The organism is Brachybacterium tyrofermentans, assembly GCF_039526165.1.
GTDB lineage: Bacteria > Actinomycetota > Actinomycetes > Actinomycetales > Dermabacteraceae > Brachybacterium > Brachybacterium tyrofermentans.
This window is the reverse complement of the sequence record NZ_BAAAIR010000045.1, coordinates 1-19,395: the sequence shown is the minus strand read 5'-3', so window position 1 is coordinate 19,395 and position 19,395 is coordinate 1. Positions and strand designations below refer to the sequence as shown.

Sequence of the window (19,395 nt, the reverse complement as noted above, 5' to 3'; positions counted from 1 at the left end):
CAGCAGGGGCGCACCGCTATCGCGATGCGCCCCTGCTGTGCTGCTCCGGACCGAGGGCCACGCCTCCGGTCAGAGCACCGAGGCGAGGAAGTCCTGGAGGCGGTCGGACCTCGGGGTCTCGATGAGCTCCTGGGCGGTGCCCTGCTCGACGATCATGCCCTCGTCCATGAACACGACCCTGTCGGCGACCTCGCGGGCGAAGCCCATCTCATGGGTCACCACGATCATGGTCATCCCGCCCTCGGCGAGCTCCTTGAGCACGGCGAGCACCTCGGCGACGAGCTCCGGGTCCAAGGCGGACGTCGGCTCGTCGAAGAGCATCAGCTCGGGCTCCATGGCCAGGGCGCGGGCGATCGCGACGCGCTGCTGCTGGCCACCGGAGAGCTCGGAGGGGTAGTGGTCGGCGCGGTCGGACAGCCCCACCCGCTCCAGCAGGGCGAGCGCCGATTCCTTCGCCTCAGCTTTGGAACGGCCGAGAACCTGGATCGGAGCCTCCATGATGTTCGCCAGGGCGGTCATGTGCGGGAACAGGTGGAAGCGCTGGAAGACCATGCCGATGCGGGAGCGCTGGCGGGCGATCTCGGCGCTGGGCAGCTTCTGCCAGCGACCGTCGGCCAGGGGCTCTTCGGCGTAGCCCTGGGTGACGCCGGCGATGCGCACGCGCCCCGCCGTCGGCTCCTCGAGCTGGTTGATGCAGCGCAGCAGCGTGGACTTGCCCGAGCCGGAGGGGCCGATCAGCACGGTGACCTCGCCCGGTGCGACGGAGAGGTCGCAGTCCTTGAGCACGTGGAGGTCGCCGAAAGCCTTGTGGATGCCCTCGAGCTGGATGAGCGGCGCGGTCCCGGATGCGGACGTGGCATCGGGCGCGGTCCCGGATGCGGCATCGGGCGCGGGCGCGTCCTCGGGCGTGGGTGCGGGCGTGGCGGCGTGGGTCATCAGAGCTCCACCTCCGGGAGCGAGTCCTTGGGGGTCGTGCCGGAGTTGTTCACGGCGGACTGGCGCGAGCGCTTCGGGGCGGCGCCGCCCGTGCGGTCATCGAAGCCGCGGCCGAAGTACCGCTCGAGGAAGAACTGGCCCACCATGAGCACGCTGGTGATCGCGAGGTACCAGATCGCGGCCACGATCAGCAGCGGTATCGGGGCGTAGAGCCTGTTCGATATCGCGTTGGTGGCGAAGGTCAGATCGAGGGTGAAGGGCACGGCGAGCACGAGCGAGGTCGTCTTCAGCATGCCGATGGTCTCGTTGCCCAGCGGCGGCACGATCACGCGCATGGCCTGCGGGATGATGATGCGCCGCAGGATGTTGCCGTTGCCCATGCCGAGCGCCTTGGAGGCTTCCGTCTGCCCCTTGTCCACGGAGTTCAGGCCCGAGCGGATGATCTCGGCGAGGTAGGCGCCCTCGTTCAGGCCCAGGCCCACCACGGCCGCCCAGAACGCCGGGAAGTAGTCGCGGGTGGAGAACGAGAACCACTCGGGGCCGAAGGGCACGCCCAGCGCGATCTTGGGGACGATCACGGTGAACAGGCCCCAGAACACCAGCTGGGTGTACACCGGGGTGCCGCGGAAGATGAAGATGTACGCCCAGGAGACGCCGCGCAGCACCGGGTTCTCGCTGCGGCGCATGATCGCGGCGGCGAGGGCCACGACGGTGCCGAGCACCATCGCGAGCACGGTGATCAGCAGCGTCCAGCCCACGCCCTGGACCACCTTGACGTCCAGGATGTAGGTCGCCACGGTGGGCCAGTCGAAGACGGGGTTGGTGATCAGGAAGTTGATCAGGCCCAGCGCGACCAGCGCGACGACGACGGCGCTGATCCAGGTGCCGGGGCGCGGGCTGCGCTTGGCGCGGATCCGGCCCGGGATCGGGTCGGCGGTGCGACGGCCGGTCGCAGGGCCTGCCGAGGCTGCGCCGGAGGCGGGGGCGGGGGTCTGTGTGCTCACTGCTGCGGGTCCACTTCCGAGGTCTCGATCATGCCGTTCTCGTTGCCCCAGGCCACGAGGATGTCGCGGAGGGCGCCGGAGTCGATGAGGTGCTGCACCGCCGCGCGGATCGCCTCGGCCAGCTCCGGCTGGTCCTTGGCGACGACGATGCCGTTCAGCGCCGCATCCTCGATCTCGCCGACCTCCTCGAGGGTGCCTCGCGAACGGTCCACCGCGTAGGCGACGACGGGCGAGTCACCGATCAGCACGTCGGCCTTGCCGCCGGCGACGGCGGTCGCGGCGTCCGCATTGCCGACGTAGGGCTGGTCGACGATGCCGTCGCCGCCCGCGTCCCGGCACTCCTGGTCGCGCTCGACGACGACGTCGTCCATATAGGTGCCCACCTGGTGGGCGACGCGGGTGCCGCACAGGTCAGGCGGAGCGATGCCGTAGGGGTTCCCGGTCTTCACGGCGTAGGACATCCCGGCCGCGAAGTAGGACACCATCGAGACCTGCTCGAGGCGTTCGGGGTTGATCGTGAAGCTCGAGATCCCGACGTCGTACTTCGAGCCGATCGACGGGATGATCTGCGCGAACACCGCGGATTCGGTGCGGGTGGTCAGGCCCAGCACCTTGCCGATGGCGGCGAGGATGTCCATGTCGTAGCCGACCGCCCCTCCCCCGGAGCCGACGAACTCACCGGGCGCGTAGTTCAGGGCGGCGCCGTTGACCAGCTCACCCCGCTCGCGGATCTCGGCGGGCACGAGGGCGGCGAGCTCGGGCTGCTCCTCGATGCTGTCGACGTCGACCTCAGGGATCGCGTTGGTCTCGGCGTCCAGGCGCACGGAAGCGTCAGTGCAGGCGGCCAGAGCCGGCGCGAGGACCGCGCCGCCCAGGGCGAGCGGCAGCGCGCGCAGCAAGGTGCGCCGACGGGGAGGCCGACGAGAGCGGAGGGAAGTCACGGGTGAATAGTATTCACATGGATGCATGAAAACAAACCGATGTTGGGTGGTTCACCGCGACGGCCGCGGAGCCCCTCAGCCCAGCTGCATGCTGCCGGTCTCGGTGGAGGGCTCCTCGTCGTGGGCGGCGTCGTGGGCGGCATCGTGTCCGGCGAGCTCCTCCTCCGCGTCGATGTCCACGGCGGCACCCTCGAACTGCGAGCGGTACAGCCGGGCGTAGGCCCCGCCGGTCGCCAGCAGCTGCTCGTGGTTCCCCTGCTCCACGATGTCGCCGTCCTCCATCACGAGGATGAGGTCCGCGTCGCGGATCGTGGAGAGGCGGTGCGCGATCACGAAGGAGGTGCGGCCCTCGCGCAGGCGGTTCATCGCGTTCTGGACCAGCACCTCGGTGCGGGTGTCCACGCTCGAGGTGGCCTCGTCCAGGATCAGCAGGCTGGGCGTGGCGAGGAAGGCGCGGGCGATGGTCATCAGCTGCTTCTCGCCGGCGGACAGCGAGGACTCGTCGTCGTCCACGATCGTGTCGTAGCCCTCGGGAAGCTGCCGGGCGAAGTCGTCCACGTGGGTGGCGCGGGCGGCCTCGAGGACCTCCTCGTCGGTCGCGTCCAGGCGCCCGTAGCGGATGTTCTCCCGGAGCGTGCCCTTGAACAGCCAGGTGTCCTGGAGGACCATGCCGGTGCGCTCGCGCAGCTGGGCGCGGGTGAGGTCGCGGATGTCGATCCCGTCGATCGTGATCCGGCCGCCGTCGACCTCGTAGAACCGCATCACGAGGTTCACCAGCGTGGTCTTGCCGGCGCCCGTGGGGCCGACGATCGCGACGGTGTGCCCGGGATCCGCGACGAGGGACAGGTCGCGGATCAGCTCGCGCTCGGGGGTGTAGGAGAAGCGCACGTGCTCGAACTCGACGCGGCCCTCGTGGATGCCGGCCGCGGCGGTGTCGACGGTCGTCTCGGGCTCCTGCTCGTCGGCGTCCAGCAGCTCGAAGACCCGCTCGGCGCTGGCCACGCCGGACTGGAGCATGGTGGCCATCGAGGCGACCTGGCTCAGCGGCTGGGTGAACTGGCGTGAGTACTGGATGAACGCCTGCACGTCGCCGAGGGTGAGCTGGCCGGAGATGATCCGCAGCCCGCCCACGATCGCCACGACCACGTAGCTGAGGTTCCCCACGAACATCATCATCGGCATGATCAGCGACGAGACGAACTGGGCACCGAAGGTGGCCTTGAACAGCTTCTCGTTGCGCTCCTCGAAGCGCTGCGCGATCTGCTCCCGGCGGCCGAAGACGGTCACCAGCGAGTGACCGGTGTAGGCCTCCTCGACCTCGGAGTTCATCACGCCGGTGGCGTCCCACTGCTGGGCGAACAGCTTCTGCGCCTTGGCGCCGACGACCGCTGTGAGCAGCACGACCACGGGGATCACGGCGAGCGCGATCAGGGAGAGCTGCCAGGAGATCGTGAGCATCATGACCAGCACGCCGATGACCGTGAGGATCGAGTTCACGAGCCCCGTCACGGTGTTCATCAGAGTGTTCTGGATGTTGTCGATGTCGTTGGTGACGCGCGAGAGGATCTCGCCGCGCTTCATCCTGTCGAAGTAGGCCAGCGGCAGGCGGTGCAGCTTCTCCTCCACCTCGCGGCGCATCCGGTACACCATGCGGTAGATGACCCGGTTCAGGGCGACGCCCTGGATCCACATGAGCAGCGCCGAGCCGACGAACAGCGCCACCGCGAGGGCGAGGGTCTGGTGGAGGGAGGTGAAGTCGATGCCCTCGCCGGGGGTCAGGTGCATCCCCGAGAGGAGGTCCGCCATCTGGCCTTCGCCGCGCTCGCGCATCTGGGCGATGACGTCGGCCGGATCGGCTCCCGCCGGGAGATTCTTGGAGATCAGCCCGGTGAAGATGATGTCGGTGGCGCGGCCCAGGATCTTCGGGCCGACGACGCTGAGCGCGACGGATACGAAGCCGATGAGGATCGCGCCGATCATGAATTTTCGCTCGGGACCGATCTCGCGCAGCAGGCGCCTGGCCGAGGGCCAGAAGTTCTTGGCGCTCTGGCCGGGGCGCAGGCCGCGCTCGGCGTCCTTCTCGCTGGCGATCTCGTCGGCGGCCTTCGCCTCGTCGCCGGCCGCGGCGTGGCTCGTCGCGGTATCGCCGGCGGACGTGCCATCAGCGGATGTACCGCGGGCCGTCGCATCGCGGGCGGTCGCGTCGCCGGGAGTCGTGCCGTCTGCTGCGCCGCCGGCTGCCGACTCGCGCTTCTTCTGGAAGGGAGACATCAGGCCACCTCCTCCTCGACGCCCTGCGAGCGCACGATCTCCTGATAGGTCTCCGAGGTCTCGAGCAGCTCGGTGTGGGTGCCCTGGTCCACGATGCGCCCGTTGTCGAGCACCAGGATCAGATCGGCGTTGGTGATGGTGGTGACGCGCTGGGCGACGATCAGCATCAGGGCGTCGCGGGTCTCCGGGACCAGCGCCGCGCGCAGCTTCGAGTCGGTGGTGAGGTCCAGCGCGCTGAACGAGTCGTCGAACAGGTACAGCGACGGCTTCGCGGCCAGCGCCCGGGCGATGCACAGCCGCTGCCGCTGACCGCCGGAGACGTTGGTGCCTCCCTGGGCGATCGGCGACTCCAGCTCGGTGGGCATCGCGGCCACGAAGTCGCGGCCCTGCGCGACGCTCAGCGCGTGCCACAGCTCCTGCTCGTCGGCCGCCGGATTGCCGAACCGCAGGTTCGAGGCGACGGTTCCGGAGAACAGGTAGGGACGCTGCGGGACCAGGCCCACCCTCTCCCAGAGCACGCGGGCGTCGAGGTCGCGCACGTCGTGGCCGTTCAGCAGCACGCGCCCCTCGCTCGCATCCATCAGGCGCGGCACGAGGTTCACCAGCGTGGTCTTGCCGGCGCCGGTGCCGCCGATGATCGCGACGGTCTGGCCGGCGCGGGCGGAGAAGGAGATGTTCTCCAGCACCGGGCGCTCGGCGCCGGGATACGTGAAGGAGACGTCCTCGAAGGTCAGCTCGATGGGACCCTCGATCTCGCGCACGCCATCGGTGCGCTGGACGACGCTGGTGTCCGTGTCGAGCACCGCGGAGATGCGCTCGGCGGAGACCATCGCGCGCGGGATCATCATCGTCATGAAGGTCGCCATCATGACCGCGATCAGGATCTGCATCAGGTAGGCGATGAACGCGGTGATCGAGCCGACCTCCATCTGCCCGGAGTCGATGCGGGGCGCCGCCACCAGCAGCACCATCACGCTGGAGACGTTGAGGATGAACATGATGATCGGGTTGATGAGGATCATCAGCAGGCCGATGCGGCGGTTCAGGTCGGTGAGCTGGTCGTTGACCACGCCGTAGCGCTCGCGCTCGCGGTCCTCGCGCACGAAGGCACGCAGCACGCGGATGCCGGTGATCTGCTCGCGCAGCACCCCGTTGATGTCGTCGATCTTGCCCTGCATCTGCTTGAACAGCGGCGCGGCACGGAAGATCAGGATGCCGACGGCGACCAGCATGACCGGCACCATCACGGCGATCAGCCACGCCATGCCCGGCTCCACGCGCAGCGCGAGGACCACGCCGCCGATGCCGGTCACCGGGGCCTGCACCAGCATGTTCAGGCTGAAGAACACCAGCATCTGGACCTGCTGGACGTCGTTCGTGGAGCGGGTGATCAGCGACGGCGTGCCGAACTCGCTCAGCTCGCGCGGTGAGAACGAGGAGACCTTGGAGAACACGGTGGTGCGCAGGTCCTTGCCGACCCGCATCGCCGAGCGGGCGGCGAAGAAGTTCGCGGCCACGAGGGCGATGACGTTGCCCAGCGAGATCAGCAGCATGATCTTCCCGAGCTGCCAGATCACCGGGACGTCCGCCTTGGCAACGCCGTCATCGATGATGTCGGCGTTCAGGGTGGGCAGATAGAGCGCGGCCAGCACGCCGACGATCTGGAACAGCACCACCAGGAGGATCCAGAGCCAGTACGGCTTCACGGACCTCAGGACGAGTCGCAGCAGGGTCACGTGGCTCCTTCGATCACGGCACGGGCCAGACCGTGCCGGTGCGCCGCAGGAAGCCTAGTCCTCCAGGCACACAAAGGGCATCAGACTTCCGTCGGTGCGGCGTCCGTACGGCGGCCGTACGGCGTCCGCACTGCACCCGTCCGGCGTCCGTCCGGCCTCCACGGAGGCCCGTGCTCTACCGTGGTCCGCGTGAACCGACCTGTCCAACGCCTCATCATCGCCGTCCTCGCCCTCGTGCTGGTGGTGTCCGTCGGCGCTGTCGGGATCAGCTCGCTGACGGGCAACACCCCCGACGACGAGAAGCAGGGGGAACAGCCGTCGGCCGCGAACCCCGACGACCGGCCCACGGCGGACCCCGCGGATCAGCCCCCGAAGCCCGAGCTGCCCCGCCCCGAGGAACCGGCCGGCCTCACCGAGCAGACCTCCGAGGGTGCGCAGTCCACGCTCACCTACCTGCTCGAGTCGTACACCTACATGATGACCACCGGCGACACCTCCGTGTGGGAGGACTCCGTGGACCCCAACTGCCAGGTGTGCACCACCTTCCTGGGCAACGCCCAGATCCTCCACGAGCAGGGCGGCTACCTCGTCGACGGCGAGTTCGACGTGCGGTCGACGGGCTTCTCCGGCACGGGCGAGCCGCCGGCCACCGGTCAGGTCGTCGCGGACTTCACGCAGGAGGCCAGCATCATCGTCGACGATCCGAACCTCCAGGCCAGCCCCGTCGACGAGGTCTCCGGCCAGCTGATCGCCCAGGTCGCCTGGGACGGCTCACGCTGGCGCGTGACCGACATGAGCATCGCCCCGGGCCCCGGCGGCGGGGCCTCCGACGCCGGCGGTGCGAGCGACGCGGGCGGGACCGGCGTCGCGGATGGGGCCGGCGACGCGGGCTGAGCCGGCGTCGCGGGCTGGGCGGGCGTCGCGGGCTGGGCGGGCGTCGCGGGCTGAGCCGGCGTCGCGGGCTGGGCGGGCGTCGCGGGCTGGGCGGGCGTCGCGGGCTGGGCGGGCGTCGCGGGCTGGGCGGGCGTCGCGGGCTGAGCCGCGCCGTCACTCGCACCCCGTCGAGTCCCTTCAGGCACTCCAAGCGTCGAGCATGCACCACGTGTCGTTGAGAGCGGCCTCAACGACACCTGGTGCTTGATACCGAGCAGTAGCTGGAGCAGCTGGCCGCTCAGCCCCGAGCAGTAGCTGGAGCAGCTGGCCGCTCAGCCCCGAGCAGTAGCTGGAGCAGCTGGCCGCTCAGCCCCGAGCAGTAGCCAGATCAGCTGGCCGCTCAGCCCCTGTCAGTAGCTGGAGCAGCTGGCCGCTCAGCCCCGGCGCGCTGACCCGCGCATTGTGGATGAGCGAGTCTCGTTGACAGCTCGGCGCGCATTCTGATCCCATGCCGAGACCGCCCTCGCCCCTCCCCGCGACGTTCCCCTGGAACGTGTTCACGCGAGCAGAAGCGGCACGGGCAGGGATTTCCATGGAACGTCTCCGCCGCGCGGACCTGAAAAGACTGCGAACCGGCCTCCTCGCCCGGACCGCGGCGGAACTCGTCGAGATGGATATTGCCTCCGCCCTGTGCCGATCCGATCCGGACGCAGTAGTCGTCGGGGTGAGCTCCGCCAGGATCCAGGCGCTCCCACTTCCCTTGCGTCTCGAGAAGTGGAGCGAAGGCACCCCGGTGCACATCTCCTTCCCGCCGGGCAGGAGGACAACCGACGACGTGATCAGCAGACATGCGCTTGTCCTCGCGCCCGGCGATCTCCGCGCAGCGTCGTTCGTCCATCCCGCGTCCGACGCAAGCAACTCGAACCGACTCGTGCTGCCGCTGCGACTCACATCTCGCGCCCGAACCTGGCGAGATCTCGCCCGAGCCCTGTCGCACGCCCGGCTGGTCGCGATCGGTGATCACCTGGTGCGTCGACCTCGCCCAGACTTCGAGTTCGGCAGATCTGAGCCCTGGTGCTCGCTCGAGGACCTGGCGCTCCAGTGCACCGGTCGGCATGCGCAGATTCTGCGCGCTGCCCTGCAGGACGTGCGCGTCGGCGCGGATTCTCCCCGCGAGACGATGCTTCGTCTCGCCTTCGCGGAGGCGGGGCTGCCCGAACCGGAGATCAATGTTCCCCTGGTCGGCTCAGACGGCCGTGCTCGGCACACCCCCGACTTCCAATGGCCCGCCCACCGGATCGCCGCGGAGTACGACGGCAAAGGCCACAGCGAACCTGATCAGGTGAAACGCGACATCGCGCGAGCCCGGCGGGTGCGAGATGCCGGCTGGACCGAGGTTCGCCTGTTCGCCGCCGACGCCGAGAACGACTGCGCGGGCGCGGTGGACCAGGTTCGGCGAGAGCTGCGGTCCAAGGGGTGGGTGCCCTGACGTCGCCTCCCAGCGGCACCGGCACCGGCACCACCACCGCACCGACCCGCCCCGCCCCGCCCCGCCCCGCAACGTTTCCAGCACCGTCATCGGGATCGGCATCGGCGCCGTCCAACCCGCACCACGTGTCGTTGAGCGGCCTCTCACCGACACTCAGTGCACTCTCGATGACACTGACACGACGACAGGCTCAGTACGACGAGGCCTGCGGCCGCGGGGTCAGAGGACAGCGAGCAAGCAGCTGGCGGTAGGCGGCCGGGCAGCTGGCGGTGGGCGGCTGGCGGTGAGCGGTGAGCGGTGGGCGGCTGGGCGTCTGGGCGGCTGGCGGTGAGCGGTGAGCGGTGGGCGGCCGGGCAGCTGGCGGTGAGCGGCTGGGCAGCTGGCGGTGGGCAGCTGGCGGTGAGCGGCAAACGGCGAGCGGCGAGCGGACGCTCTACAGGCTCCCTGTAACCCGGTAGAGGAACAGGTCGGTGCGGTACGGGACGTGGACGGTGCTGCCAGGGGCGTGGCCGAGGTGGTCGTGGAGGTACCAGTCGAGGTTGGCGAGCACCTTCGCGCGGCGCTCCTCGGGGGCGGTGATGACGTAGCTGCGGGTGCGGGCGAGGTCGATGACATCGCCGGTGACCATCGGGTCCTCCCACTGGTGCACGCTGCGGCTCGCGAGTGCGAGGCCGGGACCGACGGTGGGGGTGAAGTCCTCACGGTGGATGTCTCCGGCGTGCATGATCCGCGAGAGGCGGTGAACCCAGGGGATCGTCACGTCGAGAATGTTCCACACCAGGGCGAGCACGCCGCCGGGGGCGAGCAGTCGCGTGACCTCGTCAGATGCCGCCTCCGCGTCGAACCAGTGCCACGCCTGGGCGACCGTGACCAGCTCCGCCGAGGAGTCCGGGAGGCCAGTGGCCTCGGCCGGAGCGACCTGCGTGGCGAGCGTGGACAGCGTGTCGAGCGTAGGGGCAGCAGGCGCGGAGCCCGCGTCTGGATCGGCCGACGGGCCGCGCCGCAGCGCGGTCTCGAGCATGGCGCGGCTGGTGTCCACCGCAGTGACGGCGAGGCCCCGCTGCGCGAGCGCCCACGACAGCTTGCCGGTGCCGGCTCCGAGGTCGACGGCGCGGGGCCCCGCGCCGCTCACCTCAGCGAGGATCGCGTCGAGCACAGCAGGCGGATAGCCGGGCCGGAGGCGGTCATAGTCCTCGCCCTGGCTCTGGAAAGCCGCCGCGAGAGCGCCCTTGCGCTCCGCACTTCCGAAGCGAGGCTCATCGCGTGCGGAGATCGCAGGGACAGGAGGGTCTACGGGATCCGGCACGGCCAGGATTCTAAGTCCTTGAGTGCATGAGAACAGCCAGGCCGGATGCGCGCCCGGCTCAGTCTTCGATATAGCCCGTCTCCGGGTCGATCTGCTCGAGGAAGTTCCGAATGTTCGCCAGATGATCAGCCGTCTCCAACGGTGGTGAGTTGTGCGCAGCGAGAGAGAATCCATACTGCGCATTCGGGCCCGAGATCCAGTCATAGCTGTAGTTGCCGGGAGCACCGAGCGAGACCATGAAGACCTCCCCGTCGCACTCAATCCTGGAAGACACCAGCGTCACCACCATCCATGTCAGTAGGTCCCGTTCTCGGTCAGCAACCACGGTGCGGCGAGGCAGATCGCGAGAGCGATGACGAGGGTGAGGCCTGCCAGGGCCAGCTGCCAAGGCGCTGTCTTTCGCCCGCGCACCAGGGCCACGATGCCGAGCACGGTCATCACGAGCGCGAGCAGACCGCTGAGAAGCGACACCGGGATGAGCGCCAGAACGCTCTCGAGCCAGTCGTGACGCTCCACCGCCTGCGAGGAGCCGTGCTTCGTCCCCATGGTCCGTCCCCTCATGCACTCGCCCGTCGATGCTGGCCGACGCAGGGCGTCCAGCCCTCCGGTCGCCCTGCCCGGGCAAGACTGCCCAGCGTCTCGGCGGATGTCGATGGGGAGTTCTCACCGCGACGCGCGGTGCGCCACCCAGGAGCGATGCAGGCCCGCGTAGATCCCGCCCTCGAGTTCGACCAGCTCGGCGTGGGTGCCGTGCTCGGCGAGGTCGCCGCCGTCGAGCACCATGATCCGGTCGGCGCGCTCCGCGGTGGAGAGGCGATGGGCGATGGTGATCGTGGTGCGGCCGCGGGCGAGGCCGTCGATGGCCTGCTGCAGGCGTACGTCCGCCGCGGGGTCCACGGCGCTGGTGGCCTCATCGAGCACGATCACGTCGGGGTCGGCGAGATAGGCACGGGCCAGGGCGACCAACTGCCGCTCTCCGGCGCTGAGGGACTCGCCGCGCTGGCCGACGGGGGTGGCCAGACCCTCGGGGAGCTCGTCGGCCCAGGTGCCCAGGCCCAGCTCAGCGAGCGCCTGGTGCATCTCGGCCTCGGTGGCGCCGGGCCGGCCGTAGAGGAGGTTGCCGGCGACCGTGGTGTCGAAGAGGAAGCCCTCCTGCGGCACCATGATCACGCGCGAGCGCAGCGAGGCGTACGGGATGAGGTGTACGGGCACCCCGCCGATGAGCAGCTCGCCGCTGGCGGGATCCATCATGCGGGTCAGCAGCTTGGCGAAGGTGGTCTTGCCGCTGCCGGTCTCCCCCACGATCGCGATGCGGCTGCGGGCGGGGAGGTCCACCGTGATGCCGTGCAGCACCTCGGGGCCCGTCGGGTAGGAGAACCGCAGGTCGCGGATCTCGATGTCGAGCAGACCGTCGGGCAGCTCGTCCGCGCCGGGCACGGGATCCAGGCGCTTTCCGGTGTGGGGGTCCATGGCGCCGCCGGGGTCGGCGACGTCGGCCGGGGTGTCGAGCACGCCGAGCACGCGCCGCCAGCCGGCCACCGCGTTCTGGGCCTCGGAGAGCATCTCGATGCCCATCCGCACCGGCTGGCTGAACAGCGACACGAGGAAGACGAACGCTATGACGCCGCCGGCGGTGAGGTCCGCGCCGGGCAGGTTCGCGCCGAACGCCTCGGTGCCCAGCAGGATCCCGACCACGACCACCACGGCAGTGGCGAGACCGTCGGCCGATTCGGAGAGGAAGAAGGAGGCGGACTGCGGCTTCAGCACGGAGAACTGCGCGTTGCGCACGTCCCGGACCCGCTCGAACTGGCCGGCGCGGGTGCGATCCTCGACGCCGTAGGCGCGCACGGTGGCGGCGCCGACGAGGGACTCCGACACGGAGCCGAGCATGGTGCCCACGTTCGCCCGGACCTGCTGGAAGCGAGCGCGGATGCGCTTCTGCAGCGACCCCATGATGAACAGGATCGGGATGTAGCAGATCCACACCACGAGGGCGAGCGGCCAGGAGTAGAAGGCCATCACGGCGGTGGCGAGCACGAGCTGCATGCTCATCACCACGAGCATGATGCCGCCGAAGCTCATGAACTGGCTGACGGTGTCGACGTCGCTGGTCACGCGGGAGACGAGCGCGCCGCGCTGCTCGGTGCCCTGGGTGAGCAGCGAGAGGTCGTGGATGTGGCGGAAGGCGCGCTTGCGCAGGGTGGCCAGCGAGGTCTCGGCGAGCCGGAACAGCCGACGGTTCATCAGCACGTTGCAGGAGGCGGTGACCAGCAGGACCAGGGCGGCGAGACCGGCGGCGCCGGCGACGAAGGCGAGGTCGGGCTGTTCGGGGGCGATGATGCCGCGGTCCAGGATGGACTGCACCGCGATCGGCACGACGACCTTGCCGCCGGTGGCGACCACGGCCAGCAGCAGGGTGATCCAGATGCCGCGCAGCAGCTCCGGGGTCAGCGCGAGGCCGCGCCGGATCGTGTGCAGCGCGGACTCGTCGGCGGTGGTCTCGCTGCCGAGGGCGGAGGACTCGGCGCGGTCGGCTGCGGGTGCGGCGGTCATCGGCCATCCTCCTTCTCGTCGCGCGGGGCTGAGTCGGGTGCGGGGCGCGCCTCGTGGCGGCCGACGGGGCGCGGCGGGTCCGGTTCCGGGCCGACGTGGTCCGCCTCCGCACCGTCCGGGCCGACGGGACGCGGCGCATCCGGGCCGACGGGGCGCGGCTCCACACCGTCCGGGCCGACAGGGTCGAGCTCGGTCGGATCCGGCGGGAGCGCATGCATCGCCCCGGTGGTCGCGGGCGGCTCGCACTCGCACTCCCCATCGGGGGTGACATCCTCGCGGCGGTACCTGCCCTCGCCGTGGCGCTCCACCGCGGCGGAGACGGTGCGGGCCCGGTCGGCGTCCACGGCGATGCTGGGATCGGGGCCGTCGCTGGGCTGCGGTCCCGACGACTCGAGCAGGTTGTGGGAGATCGCCGCTTCGTCGTACGCATCGACCAGGGAGCGGTAGCCCTCGCTGCCCGTGCGCAGCTCCTCGTGGGTGCCGCTGGCGGCCACGCGCCCGTGGTCGAGGAAGACGACCTGGTCGGCGAGGGAGATCGTGGACTTGCGGTAGGCGATCAGCAGCAGCGTGGACGAGGTCATCTCGCGCCGGATCCCGTCGAGGATCGCGAGCTCCACGGTGGGGTCGCAGGCGCTGGTCGCATCGTCGAGGATCAGCAGGCGGGGCCTGCGTGCGAGGGCACGGGCCAGGGCGATGCGCTGGCGCTGCCCGCCGGAGAGCGATCCGCCGCGCTCCCCCAGCTCCGTGTCGAGGCCGTCGGGCAGGGCGTTCACGAAGCTCTCGGCCTGGGCCACGCGCAGCGCCCAGCGGATCGTCTCCTCGTCGATGTCCTCGCCGAGGGTGACGTTCTCGCGCACGGTGTCGTCGAAGATGAAGGCCTGCTGGAGCACCAGGGCGACATCCGCGGTGAGGGCGTCGGCCGTGAGGGTGCGCAGGTCCGCGCCGTCCACGGAGATGGCGCCCTGGTCGGGGTCAACGAGCCCGGCGGCGAGCAGGGCGAGGGTGGACTTGCCCGAGCCGGTGGCGCCGACGACGGCCAGCACGCGCGTGCCGGCGCCCGGATCAGCGCGCAGGGTGACCCCGTGCAGCGCCGCAGAGGTGCGCAGATGGTCTTCGGCGCGTGCGCCGCGACCGAGGATGACCTGGGCGGGGTCGTCGCGGTAGACGAAGGAGACCTCGTCGAAGGTGAGCACGCCGGGACCCTCGGGCAGGGCGTCGGGGCCGTAGGTGCGCTGCTCGGTGACGTCGAGGATCTGCTGCACGCGGCCGCCGCCGACGACGGTGCGCGAGAGGTCGCCGAGCACCCAGCCGAAGGAGCGGATCGGCAGGGACATCAGCGTGAACAGGTACGCCACCTCGACGAGCTGGCCGGTGGTGAGGTGCCCGTCGCCGATGCGCCAGGCGCCGAGCACGGCGACGGCGAGGATGCCGAGGTTGGGCAGGGCGTCGATCGCGGGGTCGAACCAGCCGCGCACGTAGCCGAAGCGGATGCCCGTCTCGCGCAGGTCGTCCGCAGCGCGGGTGAAGCGCTTCTCCTCGACGTCCTCACGACCCAGGGACTTCACGACGTTCGCGCCGTCGAAGGACTCGTGGGCGATCTCGGCGACCTCGGCGCGCAGCCGCTGGGAGCGCACCGCGATCGGCGTCGCGAAGCGCTGCAGCAGCACGTTGAGGATGATCAGCAGCACGATCAGGCCGAGCATGACCAGCAGGATCACGGCGTCGATGCGGGCCACGACGATCGTCGCGTACACGAGCATCACGATCGTGGACAGCGCGAAGGGGAAGGGCGCCATCGCGAAGAACGCGGCCTCGACGTCGGAGTACACGGAGCTCAGCAGGGTGCCGGTGGACTGCCGGCGGTGCCACAGCAGCGGCACCTTCGCGTAGACGGCGGTGAGGCGCTCGCGGTAGAGGCGGAACAGGTCGAACTGGGCGGCGGCGGCGAAGATGCGGCGGGCCATCACGGTGACCGCGCGAGCCACGGCGATGCCGAAGATCGCCAGGCCGCCGCCGACGATGAGTCCGATCTGGGGCTCGCCGCCGGCGAAGGACGGCACGACGACGTTCTCGGTGACGCGCCCGATGATCGAGGAGGTCGCGATCTGCAGCAGCGCGAAGACCGTCGCGCCGAGGACGGCGAGGGAGAACCAGGTGCGCTGCTCCCAGGACCCCTTGAGCAGGCGCTTCAGGCCCGGGACCAGCACGGCCGGGTGGTCGCGCTCGATGTTCGCGATAGGTCGCGGCGCGGGGCCGGGCGCGGCGGCGTCGGTCGCGGGGGCAGAGGCAGGGGCGTTGGCATCGGTCGCGCGGGCAGGGGCGTTGGCGTCGCGCGCTGGAGCGTTCGCGGTGGCGTCGGGCGTGGTGTCGGGAGTCGCGGCGGAGCGCGGTGCGGGGGTGGTCATGCGGTCACGAAGTGGACGACGACACCGATCGCGAACACGATCGTGGAGAGCATGGCCAGCGAGAACTCGATCATGATGCCCACGCCGAGCGCCTTGACCGCGATCCAGGCGGAGCCGATGCCCTTGCTCAGGTCCTTCTGCCGCACGGCCTCGCTGATGCACAGGCCGAGCACGAACCCGATCGGGAGGCCCAGGAGCGGGATCACGAAGAAGCCGACGATGCCGGCGGCGAGGCCCACATAGATCGGCCACATCGGCACCTCGGCGGCGTGCAGCTTCCTCCCGGTGAGCACGTAGCTGGTGGTCATGCCGATCGCGCTGAGCACCAGCACGATGGCGAAGACGATCCAGGCGGGCCAACCGCCGATCACGATGGCCCAGATCAGGGTCGCGATCGCGATCGTGATGGTGCCGGGCAGCACGGGGACGACGATCCCGGTGAGTCCGACGATGTAGGCCAGACCCGCCAGGACGGTGACGATGATCTGGGCGGTGAGGGAGTCCACGGGTCCTCCGGAAGAGCTCAAAAGGTTTCAGTCCCCGGGGGTCGCGTGAGCGTTCACGGCCAGGATGCGGGGCGGCGTCGGCCCCGACGGACAGGGCTCCGTCCATCCTATCGGGAGGGTCCGACGGATCGCCCGGATCGGTCGCGGAATCAGAGGCAGCGGCAGGGGCAGGAGCAGGAGCAGGGGGTCATGCTGCGCCTGGTCAGGGTCAGAACAGATTCACCAGGAGCACGAAGGTGAGAGTGCCGAGCCCGACGCTGAGCAGCGTGCGTCGGCCGCCCAGCAGATGCGCGGCGATGGTCACCGCAGTCGCGATCGCCGCTGGGACGAGGCGGGCAGGATCGGCGTCGATCGAGGTGCGCAGGGTGGAGACGGCGAGGATGGCGAGGATCCCCACCGGCATCCACAGCGCCATCACGCCCACGAAGCGCGACTCCTGCAACGGACCGAGGATCGCGAAGGGCACGGCCCGCAGGGAGAACGTGATGACCAGGCCGATCACGAGGACCGCCAGGTAGTACCAGGTCTCAGGCATGGTCGACCCCTTGCGTGGCGCACGACGAATCCCGGGTGGTGTCCTGCGCGGCGGGCCGACGTCGATCCGTCCTCCTCGCGGTGAGCAGGTAGCGCACGGCGAGCAGGGACACGAAACCGATCATGCCCACGAACAGCGCGGATCCCGGAACCAGCAGCAGAGCGAGGCTCAGCGCGAGCCCGGCCAGCAGCAGCGAGGGCACCTGGCGGCGGGATCGGCAGGCGTCGAGGGTGAGCGTGATGAACAGGGCGCACAGGGCGAATTCGAGGCCTTCGATGCGGTCCGGCAGGAATGAGCCGATCGCGACTCCCACGAGTCCGCCGCCCACCCAGTAGCTCTGGAAGGCGAGCTGCATGGCGACCAGTCGCGCGCCGGTCCAGGTGCCCGGCCGCGCGGCGGAGACGGCGTAGGCCTCGTCGATAAGCGCGTAGACGGAGTAGAGGCGGGCCAGCGGGTGGCGCACCACGCGCAGCGGGAAGGAGAAGGCGTAGAAGACGTGGCGGAAGTTCACGAGAACTGCCGTGAGCGCGATCGTCGCCAACGGGGTCCCCACGGCCATCAGCCCCACGAGCAGCAGCTCGACGGAGCCCGAGAACAGGAAGATCGACAATCCCGGGGCGACCCACCAGGGCAGGCCGGTCTGCACCACGAGCATGCCGAAGGCGATGCCGATGGGGAACATGCCCAGGCCGGCCGCGAAGGAGAGGCGCACGCCGGTGGCGATCTCCTGACGGCGCGTCCCGGCGGTCTGCGGAGGATCGGCGGGGGCAAGAGCGGGCGCGCTCTCGCCGACAGGGATGGCGTCGAACGCATCGCGCACCTCCGTGGCGTGCGCCCGCTCGTCGGCCCCGCGCTCAGCCCCACGTTCTGCCTCTCGCTCGGCCCCGCGCCCGGCCCTCTGCTCGGCCCTCTGCTCGGCCCCGCGGTCGGCCCCACAGCCGGCTCCGGGCAGTGGGTCATAGCCGGGGCCCGTCGGCGCCGCCGCCGTGCGGCCATTCCGGAGGCCACCCTCTGCGCTGATCAATTCCGTCACAGGAGCAATCATCGCAAGATCAAGGCTTCTGAGGATTGCGCATGCAGCAGTCCAGATGCCCTACCATGCAATATATGAGCATTGATGACGTGGATCGCGCAATACTCGAGTACCTCCGTGAGGACGGGCGACTCTCGAACGTCGCCCTGGCCGATCGCGTGCACCTCACCCCCGGTCCCTGCCTGCGCCGGGTGCAGCGCCTGGAGGCCGACGGCGTGATCCTCGGCTACTCCGCGCAGGTCTCGCCGGAGGCGCTGGGGCGGGCCTTCGAGGTGATCCTCGACGTGGACCTCACGGCCTATGACCGGGGCACGGTCGAGCACTTCGAGACCACGGTCGCCGCCTTCGACGAGGTGATCGAGCTGAACCGCCTGTTCGGCTCCCCCGACTACTTCGTGCGCGTCGCGGTGAGCGACCTCGAGGCGTACGAGCACTTCCTCACCGAGCAGATCATCACGATCCCGGGGGTCTCGAAGATCTCCTCCCGCTTCACGATGAAGGTGCTCAAGAGCCAGCGTCCGTCGAGATAGACGGCGGCGAATACGGCGGTGTCGAGTCCGACGGCGTCGAGATCGATGGTGTCGTCGGCGTCCTCCGGTCCACCATCTGCGCGCCGCTGATCCGCCCGGACAGGCCGTTGCGGTCCACGAACAGCACCACCACCAGGGTTCCGAGCACCACGGCGGCCGCGGCCGCGTTCAGCAGCGAGGGCACGAGCGGCACGTGGGCTCCGGCGGCGAGATCGGCAAGGCCGGGCGCCAGGGCATAGACGCCGGCCACCGGCAGGGCACGCAGCAGACGACGACGGCGGCTCCCCCGTCGGCCGTCCCACAGCGGCCGGATCGCGACCAGCCGCTGCCCGGGCGAGGCGCCGCTCCCCCGTAGCGCCGGCAGCACCACCGTGAGCAGCACGCCGGCGAGAAGCGCCACCGGTTGCAGGAGCGCGGCGGTGGTGAGCGCCGCGTCGGGCAGCTCCCTCGCCCCTGTCGCGACCGTCCAGACGAGCGCCATGGCGAGCACGGCGACGGTATGCAGCATCGCGGGCATCACGGAGATGAGAGCGGCATCGAGCGCCGAGCCCAGCAGGCGACGGATACGGGTGACGGGCTGCGGGGGCAGCGCGGCGAGGGCCGCCGGGCGCGGGACCCAGCCGGCGACGAAGGGTGCCGCCACGGCCCCGACCAGGGCGCCGGCGGTGTTCGTGAGCAGGTCATCGACGTCCGCCACGCGATAGCCGCAGTCGTAGATCCCCCACAGGCCGGTGTACTGCGTGGTCTCGATCAGCAGCGAGGCGGCGAGACCGAGGAGGATCGCCGTGGGGATCCCTCGCCCGGTCATCGCGCGCACGAGCAGTCCCAGCGGGATGAACAGCACGATGTTCAGCAGCGGCTGCGCGATGGTCGCGAGGGCGAAGGAGGAGCCGATCCCGTTCTCGCCGACGATGCGGGCGATATCGGCGATCACCGCACCCGGGATCACCTGCAGCGCGCCGCCGTTGCGGCCCACGCACACCGACGGATCCGGCAGCGGGAGCAGCGTGTACGCCACCAGGGCCACCCCATAGACGGACAGCGCCGCGGTGCCCAGCAACCGCGTGAGGCTGAGCCGGCCGTACGCCGAGTACTGGACGAGGAGGGCGGGAACGAGGACGCCGAGGAACACGACCGTGCCGCCCACCAGGGCGAAGGGGATCTGCCAGGTCCACGTCTCGATCATGGTCCCAGCCTAGCCTCGATCTTTCATGGGGTCGGTAGGTCCGCTCGGTCGGCGTCGTTGCCGATCTTTGCGGACTCATTCTGGCATGAGG

Annotated in this window: 17 protein-coding genes; 3 read left to right on the top strand and 14 right to left on the bottom strand. The window is 70.2% G+C overall.

The window, feature by feature from the left end:
* Positions 1 to 69: 69 nt before the first annotated feature.
* The 5 genes from ABD093_RS13805 to ABD093_RS13785 form a co-directional block, all read right to left on the bottom strand.
* Positions 70 to 936, bottom strand: coding sequence for an amino acid ABC transporter ATP-binding protein (locus tag ABD093_RS13805; protein ID WP_343925243.1), 867 nt, complete (start codon positions 934 to 936; stop codon positions 70 to 72).
* Entirely contained in the window at positions 936 to 1,940 is a 1,005-nt protein-coding gene (locus ABD093_RS13800; protein WP_377802279.1) for an amino acid ABC transporter permease, read from the bottom strand. Before ABD093_RS13800 ends, ABD093_RS13805 begins: the two co-directional genes overlap by 1 nt.
* Positions 1,937 to 2,881: an ABC transporter substrate-binding protein gene (locus tag ABD093_RS13795; protein WP_343925241.1), complete on the bottom strand. Its 945-nt coding sequence runs from the start codon at positions 2,879 to 2,881 to the stop codon at positions 1,937 to 1,939. The genes ABD093_RS13800 and ABD093_RS13795 overlap by 4 nt, the downstream gene beginning before the upstream one ends.
* A 75-nt stretch (positions 2,882 to 2,956) precedes the next feature.
* On the bottom strand, positions 2,957 to 5,152 hold the full coding sequence (locus ABD093_RS13790; protein ID WP_343925239.1) for an ABC transporter ATP-binding protein: 2,196 nt from the start codon (positions 5,150 to 5,152) through the stop codon (positions 2,957 to 2,959).
* Positions 5,152 to 6,888, bottom strand: a complete 1,737-nt coding sequence (locus ABD093_RS13785) for an ABC transporter ATP-binding protein (RefSeq protein ID WP_343925237.1) — start codon at positions 6,886 to 6,888, stop codon at positions 5,152 to 5,154. The genes ABD093_RS13790 and ABD093_RS13785 overlap by 1 nt, the downstream gene beginning before the upstream one ends.
* Positions 6,889 to 7,077: 189 nt before the next feature.
* Here ABD093_RS13785 and ABD093_RS13780 point away from each other — a divergent pair, with 189 nt between their 5' ends.
* Together ABD093_RS13780 and ABD093_RS13775 are read left to right on the top strand one after the other, a co-directional pair.
* The gene (locus ABD093_RS13780) at positions 7,078 to 7,782 is read left to right on the top strand and encodes a DUF6318 family protein (RefSeq protein WP_343925235.1); all 705 of its coding nucleotides are present in this window, start codon (positions 7,078 to 7,080) and stop codon (positions 7,780 to 7,782) included.
* Positions 7,783 to 8,431: 649 nt separating this feature from the next.
* Positions 8,432 to 9,250 carry a hypothetical protein gene (locus ABD093_RS13775; RefSeq protein WP_343925233.1) on the top strand — a complete coding sequence of 273 codons (819 nt, stop codon included), beginning with the start codon at positions 8,432 to 8,434 and terminating at the stop codon, positions 9,248 to 9,250.
* Between the two features lie 433 nt (positions 9,251 to 9,683).
* Here ABD093_RS13775 and ABD093_RS13770 read toward each other — a convergent pair whose 3' ends face one another.
* From ABD093_RS13770 to ABD093_RS13735, 8 genes are all read right to left on the bottom strand, one after another.
* On the bottom strand, positions 9,684 to 10,556 hold the full coding sequence (locus tag ABD093_RS13770; RefSeq protein WP_343925231.1) for a class I SAM-dependent methyltransferase: 873 nt from the start codon (positions 10,554 to 10,556) through the stop codon (positions 9,684 to 9,686).
* 58 nt (positions 10,557 to 10,614) lie between these two features.
* Complete coding sequence (locus ABD093_RS13765; RefSeq protein WP_343925229.1) at positions 10,615 to 10,839, bottom strand: hypothetical protein; 225 nt, start codon at positions 10,837 to 10,839, stop codon at positions 10,615 to 10,617.
* A gap of 11 nt (positions 10,840 to 10,850) precedes the next feature.
* The gene (locus tag ABD093_RS13760; RefSeq protein WP_343925227.1) at positions 10,851 to 11,102 is read right to left on the bottom strand and encodes a hypothetical protein; all 252 of its coding nucleotides are present in this window, start codon (positions 11,100 to 11,102) and stop codon (positions 10,851 to 10,853) included.
* 117 nt (positions 11,103 to 11,219) lie between these two features.
* Positions 11,220 to 13,109: an ABC transporter ATP-binding protein gene (locus ABD093_RS13755; protein WP_343925225.1), complete on the bottom strand. Its 1,890-nt coding sequence runs from the start codon at positions 13,107 to 13,109 to the stop codon at positions 11,220 to 11,222.
* Positions 13,106 to 15,514: an ABC transporter ATP-binding protein gene (locus tag ABD093_RS13750; RefSeq protein ID WP_343925223.1), complete on the bottom strand. Its 2,409-nt coding sequence runs from the start codon at positions 15,512 to 15,514 to the stop codon at positions 13,106 to 13,108. The genes ABD093_RS13755 and ABD093_RS13750 overlap by 4 nt, the downstream gene beginning before the upstream one ends.
* On the bottom strand, positions 15,511 to 16,020 hold the full coding sequence (locus ABD093_RS13745) for a DUF456 domain-containing protein (RefSeq protein WP_343925221.1): 510 nt from the start codon (positions 16,018 to 16,020) through the stop codon (positions 15,511 to 15,513). The genes ABD093_RS13750 and ABD093_RS13745 overlap by 4 nt, the downstream gene beginning before the upstream one ends.
* A gap of 208 nt (positions 16,021 to 16,228) precedes the next feature.
* The gene (locus ABD093_RS13740) at positions 16,229 to 16,555 is read right to left on the bottom strand and encodes a branched-chain amino acid transporter permease (RefSeq protein ID WP_343925219.1); all 327 of its coding nucleotides are present in this window, start codon (positions 16,553 to 16,555) and stop codon (positions 16,229 to 16,231) included.
* A complete protein-coding gene (locus ABD093_RS13735) occupies positions 16,548 to 17,588 on the bottom strand; it encodes an AzlC family ABC transporter permease (RefSeq protein ID WP_343925217.1) in 1,041 nt (346 codons plus the stop codon). The genes ABD093_RS13740 and ABD093_RS13735 overlap by 8 nt, the downstream gene beginning before the upstream one ends.
* Positions 17,589 to 17,662: 74 nt before the next feature.
* Between ABD093_RS13735 and ABD093_RS13730 the strand changes: the two genes are divergently transcribed.
* The gene (locus ABD093_RS13730; RefSeq protein ID WP_343925215.1) at positions 17,663 to 18,118 is read left to right on the top strand and encodes an Lrp/AsnC family transcriptional regulator; all 456 of its coding nucleotides are present in this window, start codon (positions 17,663 to 17,665) and stop codon (positions 18,116 to 18,118) included.
* On the opposite strand, the gene ABD093_RS13725 is transcribed toward ABD093_RS13730, so the two are convergent.
* A complete protein-coding gene (locus ABD093_RS13725; RefSeq protein WP_343925213.1) occupies positions 18,093 to 19,304 on the bottom strand; it encodes a VanZ family protein in 1,212 nt (403 codons plus the stop codon). The two genes, ABD093_RS13730 and ABD093_RS13725, sit on opposite strands and share 26 nt — an antisense overlap.
* Positions 19,305 to 19,395: the final 91 nt, after the last annotated feature.